10 protein-coding genes are annotated in these 18,809 nt (G+C 73.6%); 6 read left to right on the top strand and 4 right to left on the bottom strand.

The window, feature by feature from the left end; translation table 11 throughout:
- Positions 1-18: 18 nt before the first annotated feature.
- From AB0883_RS21500 to AB0883_RS21520, 5 genes are read left to right on the top strand one after another with little or no spacing between them, the layout of a single operon-like run.
- The gene (locus AB0883_RS21500) at positions 19-276 is read left to right on the top strand and encodes an acyl carrier protein (protein ID WP_366642930.1); all 258 of its coding nucleotides are present in this window, start codon (positions 19-21) and stop codon (positions 274-276) included.
- Positions 273-515: a phosphopantetheine-binding protein gene (locus AB0883_RS21505; protein ID WP_121401203.1), complete on the top strand. Its 243-nt coding sequence runs from the start codon at positions 273-275 to the stop codon at positions 513-515. The genes AB0883_RS21500 and AB0883_RS21505 overlap by 4 nt, the downstream gene beginning before the upstream one ends.
- Entirely contained in the window at positions 502-2,034 is a 1,533-nt protein-coding gene (locus AB0883_RS21510; protein WP_366642931.1) for an amino acid adenylation domain-containing protein, read from the top strand. Before AB0883_RS21505 ends, AB0883_RS21510 begins: the two co-directional genes overlap by 14 nt.
- Positions 2,035-2,045: 11 nt before the next feature.
- The gene (locus tag AB0883_RS21515) at positions 2,046-4,904 is read left to right on the top strand and encodes an amino acid adenylation domain-containing protein (RefSeq protein WP_366642932.1); all 2,859 of its coding nucleotides are present in this window, start codon (positions 2,046-2,048) and stop codon (positions 4,902-4,904) included.
- A 32-nt stretch (positions 4,905-4,936) separates the two neighbouring features.
- The gene (locus AB0883_RS21520) at positions 4,937-5,764 is read left to right on the top strand and encodes a phytanoyl-CoA dioxygenase family protein (protein ID WP_366642933.1); all 828 of its coding nucleotides are present in this window, start codon (positions 4,937-4,939) and stop codon (positions 5,762-5,764) included.
- A gap of 214 nt (positions 5,765-5,978) precedes the next feature.
- On the opposite strand, the gene AB0883_RS21525 is transcribed toward AB0883_RS21520, so the two are convergent.
- Entirely contained in the window at positions 5,979-7,382 is a 1,404-nt protein-coding gene (locus AB0883_RS21525) for an MATE family efflux transporter (RefSeq protein WP_366642934.1), read from the bottom strand.
- A gap of 9 nt (positions 7,383-7,391) precedes the next feature.
- On the opposite strand from AB0883_RS21525, the gene fabD reads away from it, so the two are divergent.
- A complete protein-coding gene (gene fabD, locus AB0883_RS21530) occupies positions 7,392-8,345 on the top strand; it encodes an ACP S-malonyltransferase (protein ID WP_366642935.1) in 954 nt (317 codons plus the stop codon).
- Positions 8,346-8,353: 8 nt separating this feature from the next.
- Here fabD and AB0883_RS21535 read toward each other — a convergent pair whose 3' ends face one another.
- The 3 genes from AB0883_RS21535 to AB0883_RS21545 are packed head-to-tail and all read right to left on the bottom strand — an operon-like array spanning position 8,354 to position 18,788.
- Positions 8,354-9,388 (bottom strand): MupA/Atu3671 family FMN-dependent luciferase-like monooxygenase, encoded by a 1,035-nt coding sequence (locus AB0883_RS21535; protein WP_121401209.1) that lies wholly within the window; start codon positions 9,386-9,388, stop codon positions 8,354-8,356.
- Positions 9,385-16,269, bottom strand: a complete 6,885-nt coding sequence (locus AB0883_RS21540; protein WP_366642936.1) for a condensation domain-containing protein — start codon at positions 16,267-16,269, stop codon at positions 9,385-9,387. Before AB0883_RS21540 ends, AB0883_RS21535 begins: the two co-directional genes overlap by 4 nt.
- Positions 16,266-18,788, bottom strand: a complete 2,523-nt coding sequence (locus tag AB0883_RS21545; protein ID WP_366642937.1) for a beta-ketoacyl synthase N-terminal-like domain-containing protein — start codon at positions 18,786-18,788, stop codon at positions 16,266-16,268. The genes AB0883_RS21540 and AB0883_RS21545 overlap by 4 nt, the downstream gene beginning before the upstream one ends.
- Positions 18,789-18,809: the final 21 nt, after the last annotated feature.

Below are 18,809 nucleotides of genomic sequence, written 5' to 3' on the forward strand. Positions count from 1 at the left end.
GTGGAGAACGGAGTGACGATGTCCAATGCCACCCAGAATCCGCCGCAGCACCTCGTCGACGAGGTGCGTGGGGTGTGGGAGAAGGTGCTGGGCCACGCCGACTTCGGCGACGAGGACCCCTTCTTCGAGATCGCCGGAGGCAACTCGCTGACCGCCGTGCAGGTGATGGTCGAACTCACCGACCGCGTCGGCAACCGCCTGCCGATGCGGCTGATCCTGCGCAACCGTACGGTCGTCGCGCTCGCCGCGGCGATCAGTGCGGAGGCCGCCCGGTGACGCGGTCCACCGCACAGGTCGTCGCGGACGTCATCGCCGACGTCCTCGGCCTGGACGAGGTCGATCCCGCGGACAGCTTCTACGACCACGACGGCACGTCGCTGCAGGCGCTGCGGATCTGCGCGCGGATCGAGAGTGCGACCGGAGTCGCGCTGACCCCGGTCGACCTGCTGGACAACGACGTGTTCGGCGACTTCATCGCCCTCGTGTCGGCGAGGTCCGCCGGTGACGCCGGCTGACGGTGCGGGGCAGGCACTGGTCCACCAGGCTGTTGCCCGGGCGGCCGAGCGGTTTCCGCACGCCACCGCCCTCGTGCACCAGGGGTCGCCGGTCGAGTACGCCGAGCTGCACCGGCGCGCGCTCGCCGTGGCCGCACGCCTCGGCGCACACGGGATCGGAGCGGGTGCGATCGTCCCGCTCTGCGCACACCGCTGCCCGGAGCTGGTCGCCGCCCAACTCGGCGTACTGTGGTGCGGCGCGGCGTACACGACTATCGACCCGCGGTGGCCGACGCCGCGCCGGCTCGCCATCACCGATCTTGTCGGGTCCGCCCCGGTGCTCACCACCGATCCGGGTCAGGACTGGGGCGGCCGCACCGTCCTGCCGCTGACGGCGACCGACCCGGCCCCTGGACCGGGCGGCACGGCACACCCGCCCACCGCGGCGATCGACGGGGAGGCGGCGGCGACGGTCGTCTTCACCTCGGGCACCACCGGCCGGCCCAAGGGCGTGGTGCTGCCGCACCGGGCGTTGACGCGGATGTTCCGTGCCACCCCGCCGCCCGGTTTCGGCCCCGGCCACGCGATGCCCCAGGGGGCGCCGCCGTGGTGGGACATGTACAGCTACGAGCTGTTCGGCCAGCTGATGACCGGCGGCACGTCGCTGCTCGTCGACGGCGACTACCTCACCCCCGGAGAACTGCGCCGGATGGTCGAGCGGCACGGCGCGACCACGCTGCGCCTGACGACCTCGCTGTTCGCGCTCTTCGTCGACGAGGACCTCGACAGCTTCGCCGGGCTGGGAACGGTGCTGGTGGGCGGGGAGCGCCTGCCCGCGCCGCACGCGGCCCGGTTCCTGCGCCGCCACCCACGGACCGAGCTGCTCAACGGGTACGGTCCGACCGAGAGCTGCATGCACACCACCACCCACCGGGTGCGGCTCGAAGACTGCGCCGACGGTGGGGACATCCCGCTGGGCTCACCCGTGCCGGCGACGACCGTACTGGTGCTCGACGGGCAGGGCCGGCCCTGCCCGCCCGGGGAGACCGGCGAGATCTGTGTCGCAGGCGACGGCCTGGCCACCTGCTACCTGGGCGAGCCGGAGCTGACCGCCCGCGCGTTCGTGCCGGTGGAGATCGGCGGCGAGACGGTGCGGGCGTACCGCACCGGCGACTACGGCCTGATCGATCCGGCCGGGCTCCTGCGCTTCCGGGGCCGGCGCGACCGCCAGTTGAAGGTCGGCGGTCATCGCATCGAACCCGCGGAGGTCGAGGCGGCGGCCCGACAGTCACCTGGCGTACGGGACTGCACGGTGACCGTCGTCGACCAGGCCCTGGCGCTGTTCTACGTGCCCGGCGACGATCCGGGCGGACCCGCGGCGTTGCGCCGCGACCTGCTGAACCGACTGCCCCGGTCGCTCGTCCCGACGATCGTGCGGGCCCTGGACCGGTTCCCACTGACCCCCAACGGCAAGCTCGACCGCGATGCACTGGCGAACGCGGCCCGTACCCCGACGACCCGAACCCGGAGCACGCGTTGACCGTCCACCCCATGACCCACGAGCAGGAGGCGATCTGGCTCAGCGACGCCTTCGCGGAGGGCAGGTCCCGCTACACCGTGCTGTGGACGCACCGCATCCACGGCCCGCTCGACACCGGCGCGCTCGCACTGGCGGTCGACCGCCTGACAGCCGCACACCCCGGGTTGCGCACCCGGTACGGGCTGCACGAGGGGCAGCCCGCTCAGATCATCGAGGACACGGGAGCGGCGCTCGAGAGCGAAGACTGTCCGCCGGAGGCGGTCGAGCGGCGGCTGCGTGAGCTGGCCGAACTCGATCTGGACCTGGACCAGACCCCCATGCGGGCCTTCCTGCTCCGGCTCGGGGGCGAGGACCACGTGCTCGCCCTCCTGCTGCACCACATCGCCATGGACGGTTGGTCGCTCGAGGTCATGGCCGACGACATCGCCCGCTGGTACGCCGACCCGACGCTGCCGCCGGCGCCCGCGCTGACCATGGGGGAGTACGCACGGCGGCAACGGGCGCAGGAAGCCGACGCCGCAGCCGTGGCCTACTGGCGTGACCGATTGCAGTCGCCGCCACAGTTCACGACGGTCCCGGCCGACTGGCGGCGCCCGGCCGAGATCGGACACGCAGGGGACCGGGTCGAGTTCGTGCTCGACGGCGCGACCGCGCAGGCCGTGCGGGCCGTCGCGCGCGCCCGGCGCACCACCGCGTTCACCGTGCTGACAGCCGCGTACGCCGCCCTGCTGCACCGCCACGGCGGGCAGCAGGACCTCGTCGTCGGCACACCGGTGGCCCGCCGCGGTGCCGCCGAACTGGACCGGGTCGTGGGCTGCCTGGCGGATCTGCTGCCGCTGCGGCTCACGGTGACGCCGGAGATGTCGTTCGCCGACCTGGTGGCGGCGGTCAAGCAGGAGAGCCTGGCGGCGCAGCGGCATCGCGGCGTACCGCTCTCGACGATCGTCCGCCAGACCGTCACCGCCGGCGAACCGGATCGCTTCCCACTGTTCCAGACGGTCATCGGGATCGACGACGGCGAGTCGACCCAGCTGCGGCTGCCCGGTCTGCGGGTCGAGCCGTTGGAGGTGCACACCGGCACGAGCAAGTTCGACCTGCTGCTACGGCTGAGTGGATCCGACGGCCCGGTGCTGGGCATGCTCGACTATTCCACCGACCTCTACCACCCGGCGACCGCGCGGCGCCTGGTCGACCGGTTCCGGACGCTGCTGGCGAGCGCGCTCTCCGAGCCGGATCGGTCGATCGGCGACCTCGACCTGCTGGCCCCTGACGAGTTGGACCTCGTCACGCGGGTCTTCGCGCAGGCCCCGGCGCCCACCACCCGGCCACCGCTGGCACACGAGGCGTTCGAGGCACAGCGGCAGCGCACCCCCGACGCGATCGCGGCCATCTGGCGGGACCGGCAGGTCACCTACGCCGAGGTGGGTGACGCCGCCGACCGGCTGGCCCAGGTGCTGCATCGGCAGCGCGACGGGGGACCGGTGCGCCCGATCGGGATTCTCCTGGAGCGGTCCGTCGACATGGTCGTCGCGGTGCTGGCGGTGCTCAAGTCGGGCGCCGCCTACGTGCCGCTGGACCCGACCTATCCGGGCGAGCGCCTGGCGTACATGTTGGGCGACAGCGACGTGGCGTGCCTGCTCGCCCAGCCGTGGCTGGTCGACGCGGTGCCGATGCCCGACGGCGTCACCGTCCTCGAACCGGATCGATGGTACGACCTGCCGGACGGAGCCGGGTCCGCGCTGCCCGTCGCGACCGAGGCCGACCTCGCCTACCTGATCTACACCTCCGGCTCCACCGGCCTGCCCAAGGGCGTGGCGATGCCGCACGGCCCGCTGGCCGGACTGGTCGCCTGGCAGTGCGGTGACTCCGCCTGTGGCCCCGGCGACCGGACCCTGCAGTACTCGGCGCTCAGCTTCGACGCGTCGTTCCTGGAGATCTTCAGCACGTGGTCGACGGGCGGCACGCTGGTGCTCGTCGACGCCGAGGAACGGGCCGACTACGACCTGCTGCTGGCGGTGATCGGGAAGCACACCGTACGGCGGATGTTCCTGCCGTTCGCGGCGTTGCAGAGCATCGCCCAGTACGTGACCGCACTCGGGCTGGAGCCGCCGCCCCTTCGGGAGTTCGTTTGCGCGGGCGAGCAAATCCACGTCACGCCGGCGATTCGGCAGTTCTTCGCCGCACTCGACGACGCGACACTGTTCAACCAGTACGGCCCGAGCGAGACGCACAGCGTGACGTCGCTGCGGATCGACGGCGATCCGGCCACGTGGCCACTGCTGCCGGCGATCGGCTATCCGATCAACAGCGCCCGCGTCACCATCCTCGACGACCGGCTGCGACCCCAGCCGGTCGGTGTCGCCGGTGAGCTGTGCGTCTCCGGGCTGCCGCTGGCCGACGGCTACTGGCGCAAGCCCGAGCTGACCCGGGAGCGCTTCGTCGACAGCCCGCTGCCCGGGATCGGGCGGCTGTACCGGACCGGCGACGTCGCCCGGTTCCTCCACGACGGGCGGATCGAGTTCCTGGGCCGGCGCGACGGCATGGTGAAGATCCGCGGCTACCGCGTCGAGCTGGGCGAGGTCGAAGCCGTGGTACGCCAAGTGCCCGGCGTCGTCGGGGCGGTGGTGACCGCGGAGACCCTCGGGGTGGGCGACACCCGCCTCACCGCCTTCTACCGCACCGCCTCGGGTGAGCAGCTCCACCTCGACACGCTCCGCCGGGCGATCACGGCCCGGGTGCCCGACTACATGCTGCCGTCGCGGTTCGTCCACCTCCCGGCGGAGTTCCCCCGTACGCCGAGCGGGAAGGTCGACCGGCTGGCGCTCGTGCGCGAGCACGGCGGTCGACCGGCCTCCCCGTCCCACCGATGACCGTCCCCCACGTCCAGCGGAGTCGCAAAGAGATGATGTTCTCCCCGACCGACCTTGCCGCACTGCGCTCCCGCTACGAGGAGCATGGCTGGTGCTCGCCGGCAGCGCGGCTGAGCGCCGCCTCCGTCGCGGCTGTCCGCCAACGCATCGACGAGCTGTGCGCGTCGGCGCGACCCGAGGTCGTCCACGAGGACGACGGCGCCACGGTGCGCGCGGTCCACGGCTGCCACGCATTCGACGACCTGTGCGCGGCTCTGGTGCGGACGCCGGAGCTGGTGCGCCTGGCTGAGACGCTGGTCGGCGGCGAGGTGTACGTCTACCAGTTCAAGGTCAACCTCAAGCAGGCGGAGGAGGGGGCGGCCTGGCCGTGGCACCAGGACTTCTCGTTCTGGCACCTCGAGGACGGCATGCCCCGGCCCGCGGCCGTGAACATCGCCATCTCACTGGACGACGTGCACGACGGCAACGGGCCGCTGCTGGTCGTGCCGGGGTCGCACAACGAGGGCATCTACGAGCTGCCCCGGGCGGAGGCGCAACGGGGCAAGCACTGGCGTGAGCACGTGTCGACGACGCTGACCTACACGGTGAGCGACGAGCGCGCGGCCGAGCTGATGGCGACCAAGGGCGGCCTGCGCATGACCGGTCCGGCCGGGACGATCAACGCGTTCCACCCCAGCATCCTGCACTCGTCGTCCAACAACGACTCGCCCGACCGACGCGCGTTGCTGCTCATCACGTACAACAGGGTCGACAACGCGCCGGCAGCCCCGACGCGGCCGGAGTTCCTGGTGGCGCGGGACACCACGCCGATCACCGCGGGCCCGGACGACCGCCTCACCCTCGTCGCGGCGAGCGCCTGAAGTCGCCGGCCGCCGGCGGATCGGGCCGGCTTCCCGCGGCGTGACCCGGGGCCGCCGGGCCTTGGCGGGCCCGGCAGCATGCCTGGCCCGCCGTCGCGCGGATCGGCGGACGACGCACCCGTCGCCGTCCGCCGAGGCGATCGGGTGCGTCGTCCGTGTCCGCAGCGGGCCGCTCGCGCGACCGCTGCGGACACGGTGGAGCGCGACGGGCCCGTCACACGGGCGCCGGCTTCCGCAGCCCGCCGCTGACGCGCAGGAACGCGGTGCCCTGGCCGATCCCGACCAGCACGTTGATCACCACGAGCGCGGTCCAGAGCCCGATGATGCCCGTGGCGGAGGCGACCGGCAGGGCGATCAGGGCGAGCACGCCGTAGAGGACGGAGAACACGAGGAAGCTCGGCACGGTGCGCTTGAGGCCGGTGAGACCGAAGCCGAGGACGGCCTGGAGGCCGTCGCCGAGGATGGCCAGGGCCACGACCGGCAGCAGACCGACCATCACCTCGCGGACTTCGGGGTCCACGGTGAACAGCGGGAGGAATACGGGACGCAGGACGACCAGCAGCGCGCACAGTGTCCCGACCACGGTGGCGGCGACCAGCAGTCCGGCCCGCACGCTGCGGCGAACCCCCGGGATGTCGGCGGTCGCGGCCCGGCTGCTGACGAGCGGGATGCCCGCCTGACCGACCGCGACGGCAGCGGTGAAGGTCAGACCGACCAGCGCCGTGGCGATGCTGTGCGCGGCGGCGGCGGTCGTGCTGATCCGGGCGGCGGCGAACGCGAGCACGCCGAGGACGCCGAACTTGACCAGCACGGTGCCGGCCATGGGGATGCCGACCTTGGCCAACTCGAGCACCCGGCCAGGGTGCAGCCTGGCCACGGCGAGGCCCGACAACGGGATGTCGAGCTTGGCGCGCAGGCCGAGCATGGTCATCACACAGGTGGCCAGGTTCGCCACCAGCATGGCCAGGCCCGAACCCACCAGTCCGAGAGCCGGCAGCGGCCCGATCCCGTTGACCAGCAGCAACGACAGCACGGCCGTGCACGCGGCCGCGACCAGACCGGCCCGCATCACGATCTTGCTGTGTCCCAGGCCGACGAGGCTCGAGGAGGCCATGGCGGCGATCGAGCCCAGCAGCACGGACCCGGCCATCAGCAGCGGGAAGTAGCCCAACTCGGCGATCGTCTCGTCCGGTACGCCACTGGAACGCGCCAGCAGGCCCGCCCCGGACACGGCGGCCGCGCCGAGCAGGCCGATCGTGACGGCGAGCCAGGTGCCGTCGCGGACCACCCTGATCACGCTGTCACGGTCGTCGGCCGACGCCGACACGAACGGCATGACGCCGCGCACCGCTCCGGTGACCGCGGCGGTCGCCGGGAAGTAGACGGCGCCGGTCAGCGCGAACGCCGCGAGGGCCACCGTGCCGAACCGGCCCAGTGCGGCCGTGTTCACCAGCGCGCTGACGGACGCCGCGATCATCGAAAGGTACAGCGGCGCGGCCACTGCGACGATCTTTCTCGCGTCGCCGCGCTGGTCTGCCGGTTCATGCTCGGTCACGGAGTCCTCCGGTCTTCGGCTATTGTCGCTGATCAATTGACTACAGTCCGGCCGGCGACCCAAGCTGGAGACATGCTCGCATATCGGTTCGCCGCGCTATTTCCTGGTCAGGGTTCGCAGAGGCCCGCGATGGCCGCCCAACTCGCCGCTGATGACGCTCGATCGCGCACGCCCTACCTCGACATCGCCGACGATCTGCTGGGCATGCCGCTGCGCCGACTGTGCCTGCAGGGTTCGGCCGACGAGTTGCGCGACACGGCGGTGGCCCAGCCGGCCATCCTGCTCACCAGCCTGATCGCCCTCGAACTGCTGCGCGAGCGTGGCCTGGAGCCGTCCGTCGCGGCTGGACACAGCCTCGGCGAGTTCACCGCGCTGGTCGCCGCGGGAGTGCTGGAATGGACCGACGCGCTGCGGCTGGTGCACCGCCGTGGGCAGATGATGTCCAGGGTCGGGCAGGCGGCCCCCGGCGGGATGGCCGCGGTGCTCGGCATCGATGCCGCCCGCGTCGAGGAGATCTGCGCCCGGGTGGCGCGCACGGGCGACGGCACCGTCGAGGTGGCCAACTACAACTCCGAACGCCAGACGGTCGTCTCCGGCACCACGACCGGGGTCGCGGCGGCGAGCGCCGCCGCCCGTGAACTCGGTGCCGACGTGGTCGCGCTCAAGGTCTCGGCGCCGTTCCACTGCAGCCTCATGCGTGACATCGAGCAGGAGTTCGCGTCGGCCCTGGCCGAGGTCGCCTTCGCCACGCCGAGGATCCCGGTCGTCTCCACGGTCACCGCACAGCCGTTGATGGACGGGCCGGCGGCCGCCGCGGCACTGCGACGTCAGCTCTGCGCGCCCGTGCGCTGGCACGAGGTCGTCCGCGCGCTCGCCGAGCAGGAGGTCAGCACGTTCGTCGAGGTCGGCGCAGGCCGCGTACTGACCAACCTCGGCCGCGCGATCGCCCCGGGCATCCCTACGGTGCCCGCGGGCACCAGCGCGCAGCTCGACGCGGCGGCGGTCCACCTCCGCGCCCCGGCCTAGCCGACCGGTCACAGCTCGGCGCAGCGGTTCTTGAGCTCGGCCAGGTGGTGCAGAGCTCGCAGCACCTCGTCCGCGCCGACGCCGAAGTCGATGAGGCACGCGAGCTCGTCCACACCCAGGTCGGCGGCTCGCTCGACCAGCGGCACGCAGCTGTCGACCGAGCCGATCAGGCAGCGCTCGCCGACGAACTGCTGAAAGGCGTGCTCCAGCAGTTCGTCCAGCTCGGCCGGGGACAACTCGTCGACGGCGGGCGACCCCGGCCGGTTGACCGCGAACAGGTCCATCGAGGTGCGCATGTACGCCGTCATGGGCGACCGTGACACGGCGACCGCCTCCTCGACCGATGGCGCGAGGAAGGTGTGCACCATGAGCGCCACCCGCTCGTTGCCGGCGTCGTGGCCGTGCTGCTCCATGGCGTCGCCGTACTCGGCGAGGTTGGCCTCCAGGCGGTCGAACGACTGGCCCAGCAGGTGGGTCAGCACGCCGACGCCGAACTCGCCGGCGAGCGAGAAGGTCGACGGCGATCCGGCGGCGGTCAGCCACAACGGCGGCAGCGGCTGCACCGGCCGCGGGTAGCTGCGGACCTCGACGACCTGCCCGGCCGGGTCGGTACGCGGGACCGACCCGCCGGCCCACAGCCGGGTGAACTCGGCGATGGCGGCGCGCATGTTCTCCCGGCGGTCCGCGAAGCGCTGCGGCGCGAGCACGAAGTCGCGCGGGTTCCAACCGGACGCGAACGCGAGCCCGGCCCGACCCCCGGAGAGCTGGTCCACCATGGACCATTCCTCGGCGACCCGGAGCGGGTCGTGCAGCGGCAGGACCACGCTGCCCGCGCGAACGTGAACGGACCGGGTGGCCGCGGCGACGGCGGCGCCGGTGACCGCCGGGTTGGCGAACGGCGCGCCGAACTCGTGGAAGTGCCGCTCCGGCGTCCAGACCGCCTCGAATCCGTGCGAGTCGGCGAACCTCGCCGCCTCCAGCAGCAGACGGAGCTGCTCGGCGGCGTCGTCACCGCTGGCGAAGAAGAAGAGGCTGAACTTCATGAGCGGGTTCCTTGCGGCAGTGGGGTGCGGGGGTCGAACACGATCGCGTACAGCGCCTCGCGGTAGGCGTCGAGCACGGCGGGGCCGCCGGCCTGCCGGGCGACGACCTGGAACGACTCCGCCGAGTCGTACACCGCGAAGTGCAGGCGCAGTTCGGGGTCGAGCAGGTCCGGACCGACCGGGACCAGGGTGGCCGCGCCGAGGCGGGCAGGACCACGCCCGGCGCGGGCGTAGTTGAACACCACCGGCGGTCCGAGGTGGCCGCCCGGCGTCGTGGCGTCGGCCGCGTCGGCCAACGGCAGCGCCCGCAGTTCGAACAACTCCTCGACGCGGGTGCGGACGTCGGCCAACAGCTCGCCGGCGGGCACCTGCGACTGCGGCGCGACGCGCAGCGGCACGATGCTGGCGAAGCCACCGACGGTGGCGTCGAGTTCAGGACCCGTCCTGCCGTCCATGGGCACGGCGAGCGCGGCCTCGCCGCCGTCCAGGCGGGCCTGCGCGGCGGCGAACGCGGCCAGGTGGACGGTGAACGGCGTGATCCGCAGCTCGCCGCAGACATGGCGGATCGCCGACTGCAACGCCGCGCTGGGCGCCCATCGGGACCGCGTGACCGCCGCCGTCGCGGCTGCCGGGAGCGATCCGCCCGGCGGCGACGTCCAGCCGCCCCGGACCAGCACCTCCCGGGCCCGGGCGACCGGCGCGTGCGGCCCGTTGCGCCAGGTCAGATGACGCAGGAAACCGTCGTCCTCGGGGCCCAGCGCGGTCGGCGCGTCGTACGCCATGACCAGCTCGTCCAGGAACACGCCCAGGCCACGCCCATCCAGCACGGCCTTGTGCAGGGTGAGCCCGAGCAGGCTGCGCCCCTGCGACGCCCGCGCCAGCACCAGCCGGACCGGGTGGCTGCTGCTCAGGTCCAGCGGGTCGGCCTGGAGCAGGTCGTGGAGGGCCCGAGGGTCGTCGGGACCGTCCACCTGGCGCAGTTCGACCGGATCGGTGGCGAGCACGAGCCGCTGACCCACCCGGCGCAATCGCAGCGCCGTCTGCCGGCGCACCACGGCGTCCAGCGCCCGCCGCAGGCGTACCGGGTCCACCGGGCCGTCCGCCTGGTAGACGAAGGTCTTCTGGTGCGTCGGGTGCGGCGTCGTCAGCAGCCACGCCAGTCCGGGCGGGGGCGCCTGCGGCAGTACGGGGGCGGGCAGCTCGACGCCGGTCGGCGGGGTCCGCTCGCCCCCGCTGCGCGCCTCGACCAGCTTCGCGACGGCGGCCGGGGTGCTGGCGCGGAAGAACTCCGGCACGCTCAGCGCGATGCGGAACTCCGTGCGCACGCGGTGGACCAGCGTGGTCGCCAGCAGCGAATGGCCGCCGGCCTCGAAGAAGTCCTCGTCGGCGCCGAGCCCCGGCCGTTCCAGGGCCTCGCGGAACAGCGCGAGGACGCGCTGCCCGGGACCGGTGCCAGGGGGATCGGCCGGCACGCCGACCCGTGCCGCCGGTCGGGGCAGCCGGGCCACGTCCACCTTGCCGTTGGCGTTGACCGGCAGCGCGGGCACGACCGTGAAAGACGCCGGGACCATGTACGACGGCAGTTCCTCGCGGAGCCGCTCGCGCAGGCGGGAGACAGTCGGTTCGGGCGGCCCGTCGAGGACCAGGTACGCGTGCAGCGCACGGTCGCCCTCGTCGCCGTGCGCGACGATGGCGACGTCCGCCACCTCCGGCGACCGCCGGAGCACCACCTCCAGCTCACCCGGCTCCACCCGGAAACCGCGGATCTTGACCTGCTGGTCGGCCCGGCCCAGGAACAGCAGGTCTCCGGAGGCAAGTAGTCGGGACCGGTCGCCGCTGCGGTAGCTGCGTGCCCCGCCCGGCCCCTCGTGGCCGAACCGGTGCCCGGCCGGGCCGGCGTCGCCGGTGTAGCCGGTAGCCACACACGGCCCGGCGATGACCAGGTCGCCGACGCTGCCGCGCGGCACGTCCACGCCGTTCTCGTCGACGACGCGCAGCACCACGTTGTCGATCGGGCGGCCGATCGGCGCGTACCGCGGCCAGTCCTCGGGCGTCGCGCCGAAACGGTACGACGTGACCACGTGGGTCTCGGCCGGACCGTAGTTGTTGATCAGCGCGCAGTCGGGCAGCCCCGTGAAGAACGCGACGAGGGACTCGCCGACGCGCAACTGCTCCCCGGTCGAGGCGATCTCGCGCAGTGACGCCAGCAGGGCCCGGTCGGCCGCGGGGCGGGCCGCCAGCGCGTGCAGCAGCGACACCGGCAGGATCGCCTTGCTCACCCGCTGTTCGGCGATGAAGCGCAGCAGCAGGTCATGGTCGTGCTTGACCTCGTCGGTCGCGATGTGCAGGGAACCTCCGGCGCAGAGCGCGGCGAAGGTCTCGTGGAACGCCGCGTCGAAACCGAAGGACGCCAGTTGGAGGAAACGCACGGGCCGGGTCAGGCCGCCGGTCTCCCAGTTGACCAGGTTGGCCAGCGCCACGTGCGGGAAGTGGATTCCCTTCGGCCGTCCGGTGGTGCCGCTCGTGTAGGTCAGGTAGGCGCCGACGTCGCCCGACACGTCGTCACCGGGCAGCCGTCCGGCCCAGCGCCCGACCGCGGCCGGTTCGCACAGGTCGTACCGGTTCAGGCCCGCCGTGATGTCGAGGGTGTCCCCGGAGTCGACGCACACCACGCTCGCACCGCAGTCGGCCAGGATCGCCGAGGTCCGCCGGGGCGGGTGGTTGAGGTCGACCGGGGCCGGGGTCGCACCCGCGCGCAGCACGCCGAGCAGTGCGCAGACCGCCGGCACCTCGCGGCGCATCGCGATCGCGACCACGTCGCCCCGGTCGACCCCGCGCCGGTGCAGCTCCTGGGCGATGCCGCCGGAGATCTCGGCCAGGTCGCGATATGTCAACGACCTCGTCCCGTCGGTCACCGCCAGGCTGTCGGGGTGTCGCGCCGCGGCGTCGAGGAACCACGCGTGGACGGGCCCCGCGGGCACCTCGGTGCGGGGCCCGGTGAGGGCCGCGGCCGACCAGGCGCGCGCGGACGGCGGCTCGACGGGCAGGTCGCGCAACCGGGTGTCGGGCTTGGCCAGTGCCTCCCGGACGATGGTGCGCAGCATCTGCACCCAGCGGGCGACGGTCTGCTCCGCGAAGATGTCGGAGTGCAGCAGGCGGGCGTTGACGCCGTCGTCCGTCAGCCACCAGTCCAGCTGGAGCTCCATCGGGCTGCCGCCGGTGTCGAACGGCACCGCCTCCACGGTGAGCCCGGCGGGACCGTCGGGCCGCGACGAGGCGGTGTCGAGCATGTTGAACAGCACCTGGCACAACGGCGCGGCGGACATCTCGCGGGCGCCCCGCACCGACCTGACCAGCACCTCGAACGGGATGTCCTGGTTGTCCAGGCCGTCGCGCTGGGCACGGGCCGTGCGACGTACCAGCGAGCGGAAGTCGTCGTCCGGCTCCACTCGCAGCCGCAGCGGCAGGGTGTTGACGAAGTTGCCGATGAGGTGCTCGGTGCGTGGCCGGTGCCGGCCCGAGACGGGCACCCCCACCACGACCTCGCGCACCGCGCCGACCCGGCTGAGGAACAACCCGAACGCGGCCAACATGACCGCGAAGGGGGTGGCGCCCTCCTCGCCGGCCAGCCGGCGCAGTCCGTCGTCGGCACCGGCGAGCGCGAACCCGCGCCGGCCGCCCCGGAACGACGGTTCGGCGCTGCGAGGGCGGTCCGCGGGCAACTCCAGCGCCTCGGGCGCGCCGCGCAGCTCCCGGGTCCAGTAGGCGAGCTGGCGGGCGGCCTCGGCCGAGTCGAGCCAGCGGTTCTCGGCCCGCACGTACTCGAGGAAGACCCCGTCGATCGGCGCCAGACCGGCCGGCGCGCCACCGGTGCGTTGCTGGTAGTACGCGTACAGGTCGTGCAGGAAGATGCCGGTGGAGCGGGCGTCGGCGAACATGTGGTGCACGGCCACGGCCAGTACGTGCCGCTGCGGGTCCATCCGCAGGACGCGGGCGGTCAGGGGCGACCCGTCCAGCGCGATGGGCGCGTCGAGCAGCGCCGTGATCTCGGCCTGCAACTCCTGCTCGCTGCCGCAGTCGACGACCGGCACCGGCACCGGGCCGGCGGGCACCACCTGCTGCACGGGCCCGTCCGGAGTGTCCGTCACGGACAGGCGCAGGCTCTCGTGCCGGCGCACCACGTCGCCGACGGCGGCGCGCAGGGCCTCGATGTCCAGTGGACCGCGCAGGTCGGCCAGGATCGGCACGTGGTAGGCCTCGGCGGCGCCGGGCAGCTGGGACAGGAAGTGGAACCGCCGCTGCAGGGCGGTCAGCGGAACCGGCCCCGGGGCGGCGGGCGTGTCCGCCTCGGCCGCCTCGGACACGGAGGCGGCGGTGTCGACGAGCGCTGCCAGCGTACGGGGGGTGGGGGCGGCCATGAACGAGCCGACGCGGACGTCCACGCCCGCGAGCGACCGGGTGCGCGCGACCACCCGCAGCGCGGCGAGGGAGTCACCGCCGATGGCGAACAGGGAGTCGTCGGCCCCGGTGCCGGGCCGGCCGAGCACGTCGGCGAAGACCGTCAGGGCGATGTCGAGTGGGTCCGTGGCTGCCGCCGGGTGGACCGGGCCACCGGTGTCGGGCGTCGGCGCCGCGGCCGGGGGCACTGCGCCGTCGGCTCCGGGCGCCGGGATCCAGTGCCGCTCGCGGCGGAACGGATGCCCGGGCACGGTGACGACCGCGCCGGGCTCGGCCGGGCCGGGTTCGTCGAGGACACCGGCCACCCAGGCGGCGGCCATGGCGACCCGCAGGCCGTCGGGACCCGGCTCGGCCGCGCTCACGGACGCGGCGTACGGGAAGAGCGCTTCCGGTAGCGGGTCGGCACCGGGGCCGGGCACGAGATCGACCACCGCGTCCACCCGCGGCGGCAGGGTGCGACGCCCGGGGGCCGGCGGGGCACCGGCCAGCAGTGCGACGAGGTCGGGGGTCTGGCCCTCGGCGTGGAACTGGTTGCCGTCGGCGTCGTACCAGGCGACGGCGCAGGGGCGGACGGTCAGGCCCGCTGCGGCGGCGGCAGGTGTGGCACCGCGGGCCAGACGGCTGACGACCTCGATGCCGTCCGGGTACGTCAGCGCCCCGGCCAGCACCGCCGCAGCCGCCGTGGTGTCCCGGTCGGACACGACGGCGCTGATCGCGAGGTCGTGCTGCCGCCAGACGTGCGCGAACGCCAGGGCGACTGCGGCGGGCGTGCCGAGCGCGGCCAGGTCACGCACCTGTGCCGCCACGGACAGCCGCTCGAGCAGGGCGTCCAACGCCGCACCGTCCGCGTGAGCGCTGCGCACCCGCGCCGCCGCTCCGCGCGTCCCCGTCGCGGCGCCGAAGGACTCCAGCTCGCCGCCCGGGTGCCGGACGAGCACGCGGCGCAGACCGTGCCGCAGGTGGCCGCGACGCAGTGTGTGGGCGATGTCGCGAGCCGCCTCGGCGTCGGCCCCGGCGAGCGTGGCACGCAGCTGCGCCTCGACCGTGTCCAGATCCTCGCTCCGGCGCGCGGTGAAGGGCAGCACGATCGGCGCGGCGGTGGCCGGTGGCACCGCGGCCTGGGCCGGTGGGGACTCCACCAGCAGGTGGACGTTGGTGCCTCCGACCCCGAACGAGCTCACCGCCGCGATGCGGCGCGCGGCGGGCCACGGGGTGCCGACCGCGCAGACGCGGAACGGGGTGGTGGCGAAGTCGATGTGCGGGTTGGTCCGCTCCGCGTGCAGCGATGCCGGGATGAACCCGTGACGGACGGCCAGGAGCGCCTTGGCCAGGCCGGCCGCCCCCGAGGCGGAGTCGAGGTGGCCGATGTTCGACTTCACCGAACCGACCAGGCAGGTCCCGGTGCCGGCGGTGCTGCCGCGGAACGCCTCGGTCAGGCCGGCGATCTCGATCGGGTCGCCCAGGGCCGTCCCGGTGCCGTGCGCCTCCACGTAACCGATCTCGCCCGCGTCGATCCCGGCGAGGGAGTGCACCCGGCGGATCAGTGCCGCCTGCCCGGCGACGCTGGGCGCGGTGTAACCGGTCTTGGCGCCACCGTCGTTGTTGATCCCACTGCCGCGGATCACGGCGAGCACCCGGTCGCCCTCCGACAGGGCATCCTCGAGCCGCCTGAGCACGAACAGCACGATGCCGCTGCCGAAGACGGTGCCGTTCGCGTCGGCGGAGAACGGCCGGCACACCCCGTCGGGCGAAGCGATGCCGCCCTCGACGTACGTGTAGCCGGAGTCCGTGGGCCTGATGCTCACCCCGCCCGCGATCGCGGCGTCCGCCTCGTAGTCGACCAGCGCCCGGCATGCCTGATGGATGGCCGCCAGGCCGGACGAGCACGCGCAGTCGACGGCGATGCTCGGCCCGGTCAGGCCCAGTCGGTAGGACACCTGCGTCGCGGCGAACCCCCGGTCGTTGCCCATGAGGACCCGGTGCCAACCCAGACGCCGTACGGAAGACCCCTCCGGCGACACGTGGTGCAGCAGGTAGTCGGAGTGGTTCATGCCGACGAAGACGCCGATGTCGCCCCTGAAGCGTGCGGGGTCGATCGCGGCATCCTCGAGCGCGCGTACCGAGGTCTCCAGCAGGAAGCGCTGCTGCGGGTCGGTGGCCGCGCACTCGGCCGGTGTCATCCCGAAGTACTCGCCGTCGAACAGCGCCGGATCGGCGAACCGCTTGCGACGCGCCACGTGGCCGGGACCACCGTCCACGACCTCGTCGGTGGGGACGTCCTCGACCGGGTCGGCACCGTCGCACAGAAGACGCCAGAACTCCTCGACCGAGTCGGCACCGGGTACGCGGCAGGCCATGCCGACCACAGCGACCGCCGACAGGTCCTCCTCGTCGGTCGGGAGGTCGGCGTGGTCCGCGGTCACAGCTCGACCGTCTCGGCGTCGTCCTGGGCGTTGTCGGAGCGCATCTGGCTGTACAGCGACGACAGCCGCACCCGGGCGGCCACCCGCTCGGTCACCTCGGCCAGGGTCTCGGGCTCGAGCAGATCCACGAGGGTGCACCGGACATGGAGGCGGTCGAGGATGCGGGCGAGCATCCGGGCGGCGAGGATCGAGTGGCCGCCGAGCTCGAAGAACCGGTCATCGGGCGAGACCCGGTCGACGCCGAGCACCTCGCACCAGATCTCCGCCAGTTCGGCGGCGACGTCGACACCGGCCATGTCCACCTGCGCCGCGCCGGTCGTCCCGGGCACGGGCTCCGCCGGCGCCGGGGCGCTCCGGTCGAGCAGCCAGTGCCTGCGCGGGTCGAACGCCACCGGCAGGTGGGCACGCGTCCCCGCCGGCAGCGGCCGCAGTGCGGCCCAGTCGACGTCGGCGCCGGCCTCCCAACAGGACGCGAGCATCCGCAGCAGGCACTCCCAGCTGGCAAGCGCGTCGGCCAGCGGCAGCGCCGCCGGACCGTCGGGCTCATCGAGCAGCCCCATGAACCCGCAGCGGGCCTCCTCGGCCAGGTCGTCGGGTGACGGCGTGCTCCCCGCATGGAGCACGATCCCGCTGTGACGCAGCACGACGTCGCAGCGCAGCGGCGCCGGAGCGGCGGCGGCGAGAGCTGCCGCGATCGCCTCGGCGATGTCGTCGCAGCGGGTGAGGTCGCCGCCCTCGGCGACCACGCGCATGCCGTCGACGTGCAGGCGGGCGCACTCGGCCGCTACCGCCGGGGACACCGAGCCGGCCGCGGCGAGGGCGTGGAACGCTCCCGCCCCGGCCCCGGTCAGGGCGTCCGCCCGCACACCGAGGCGCGCGAGCGCCTCGATCAGCCGCAGTACGGCGGGGGCAGCCGACGGGGCGGCCCCGAGACGCTCGAGCACCGTGTCGGCCGGGTCCAGCGTGTCGGGCAGGGCGAACACGATGCCCTTGGCGGGCGGCGCGGGCCGAACCGCACCGAAGGCGGTCGCGACCTCGTCCTTGGTGGCCAGCACGGCCGCTTGCCGGAACTGCGGGAACGTCCTGCGGCGGGCGAGGGTGGCCGCCAACGCCGCTGGGGTGGCATCCGACGTGGCGACGGCGGTCCGGAGCGCGGTGAAGGCGGCCTCGGTGTGCGCCGACACGGGCAGTACCCAGACACCGTCCTCGTCGACGCGGGTCTGTTCGCCGAACTCCGCTGCCTCCTCGATGACGACATGTGCGTTGGTGCCGCCGACGCCGAGCGAGGTGACCGCCGCCCGGCGCGGGCCGGGCACCGCTGGCCAGGGATGGGCGGTGCCACTCACGTACAGCCCGGTGTCTTCGAGCCGGATGGCCGGGTTGAGGTCGCGGTGGCCGGGAGTCGGGGGGACGACCCCGTCGCGCACCGCGAGGACGGCCCGGATGAGCCCGGCGGCGCCGGCCGCCTCGTCGAGGTGCCCGATGGCCGACTTCACGCCTCCGACAGCGCACGGACCCGTTGCGCCGAGGCTGGCCCGCGCCTCGGCCAGCGCAGCCATCTCGACCGGATCGCCCAGCGGGGTGCCGGTGCCGTGGGCCTCCACGTAGGAGACCGACGCGGCGTCGACCGCCGCGTCAGCCAGCGCGGCGAGGATGACGTCACGCTGCCCCCGCACGCTGGGCGCGGCGAAGCTGAGCCGGTCGCCACCGTCGTTGTTGAGCGCTGAACCGCGGACCACGGCGTAGACCCTGTCGCCGTCACGCCGGGCGTCGGCGAGGCGCTTGAGGACGACCACGCCGGCCCCGCTGCCGGGCACCGTGCCGTCGGCGGCCGCGTCGAAGGGCCGGCACCGCCCGGAGGAGGACATGACACCCCCGTTGCGACGGAGGTAGCCGTGGCTGTCCGGTAAGGCGATGGAGACGGCGCCGGCGACGGCCAGGTCGCAGTCGCCGGCTTGCAGGGCGCGCCGGGCCACGTGCACCGAGGCCAGCGAGGTGGAGCACATGGAGCTGACGTAGACGCTGGGGCCGCGCAGGTCGAGGTGGTAGGAGACGAGCAGGGGCAGCGCGGCGGGCACGTCCCAGGGCAGTCGGGGCTCGGCGGCGCCGACGGGGCGTCGGGCGGCGTAGCGGTTCTCGCCCGCCCCGGCGAAGACCCCGACGGACCGGGTGTCGGCGCCGGACCACCCGGCATCGTCCAACGCCCGTACCGCCTCTTGCAGGAACACCCGGTGTTGCGGATCCATGGACGCCGCGTCGGCGGGGGCGATGCCGAAGTACGCGGCGTCGAACTGATCGATCCCGTCCAGCAGACCGGCGGTCGGCACGTACTCGGGATGCCTACGCAGTGACTCGGCGACACCGCGTTCGGCCTGGCCCGCCGTGTCGAGCGTGGTGGTCGCGATCTCGCCCGCGAAGGCGAGCCGGGCGAACTCCGCTATGTCGGCGGCGCCGGGAAATCGGCAGGCCATGCCGATGATCGCCACGTCGGTCCGGTGCGGGCTCTCGGTTCCAGCCATGTCGGTCGGTACCTCTCCAGG

It is taken from the genome of Micromonospora sp. NPDC047812 (genome assembly GCF_040704175.1).
In the GTDB taxonomy this organism is placed as follows: domain Bacteria; phylum Actinomycetota; class Actinomycetes; order Mycobacteriales; family Micromonosporaceae; genus Micromonospora.

Excerpts from the sequence above, each read along its gene's own strand:
- AB0883_RS21500 (WP_366642930.1), top strand. The coding sequence starts at position 19 with ATGTCCAATGCCACCCAGAATCCGCCGCAGCACCTCGTCGACGAGGTG.
- AB0883_RS21515 (WP_366642932.1), top strand. The coding sequence starts at position 2,046 with ATGACCCACGAGCAGGAGGCGATCTGGCTCAGCGACGCCTTCGCGGAG.
- AB0883_RS21520 (WP_366642933.1), top strand. The coding sequence starts at position 4,937 with ATGATGTTCTCCCCGACCGACCTTGCCGCACTGCGCTCCCGCTACGAG.
- fabD (WP_366642935.1), top strand. The coding sequence starts at position 7,392 with ATGCTCGCATATCGGTTCGCCGCGCTATTTCCTGGTCAGGGTTCGCAG.
- AB0883_RS21535 (WP_121401209.1), bottom strand. The coding sequence starts at position 9,388 with ATGAAGTTCAGCCTCTTCTTCTTCGCCAGCGGTGACGACGCCGCCGAG.
- AB0883_RS21545 (WP_366642937.1), bottom strand. The coding sequence starts at position 18,788 with ATGGCTGGAACCGAGAGCCCGCACCGGACCGACGTGGCGATCATCGGC.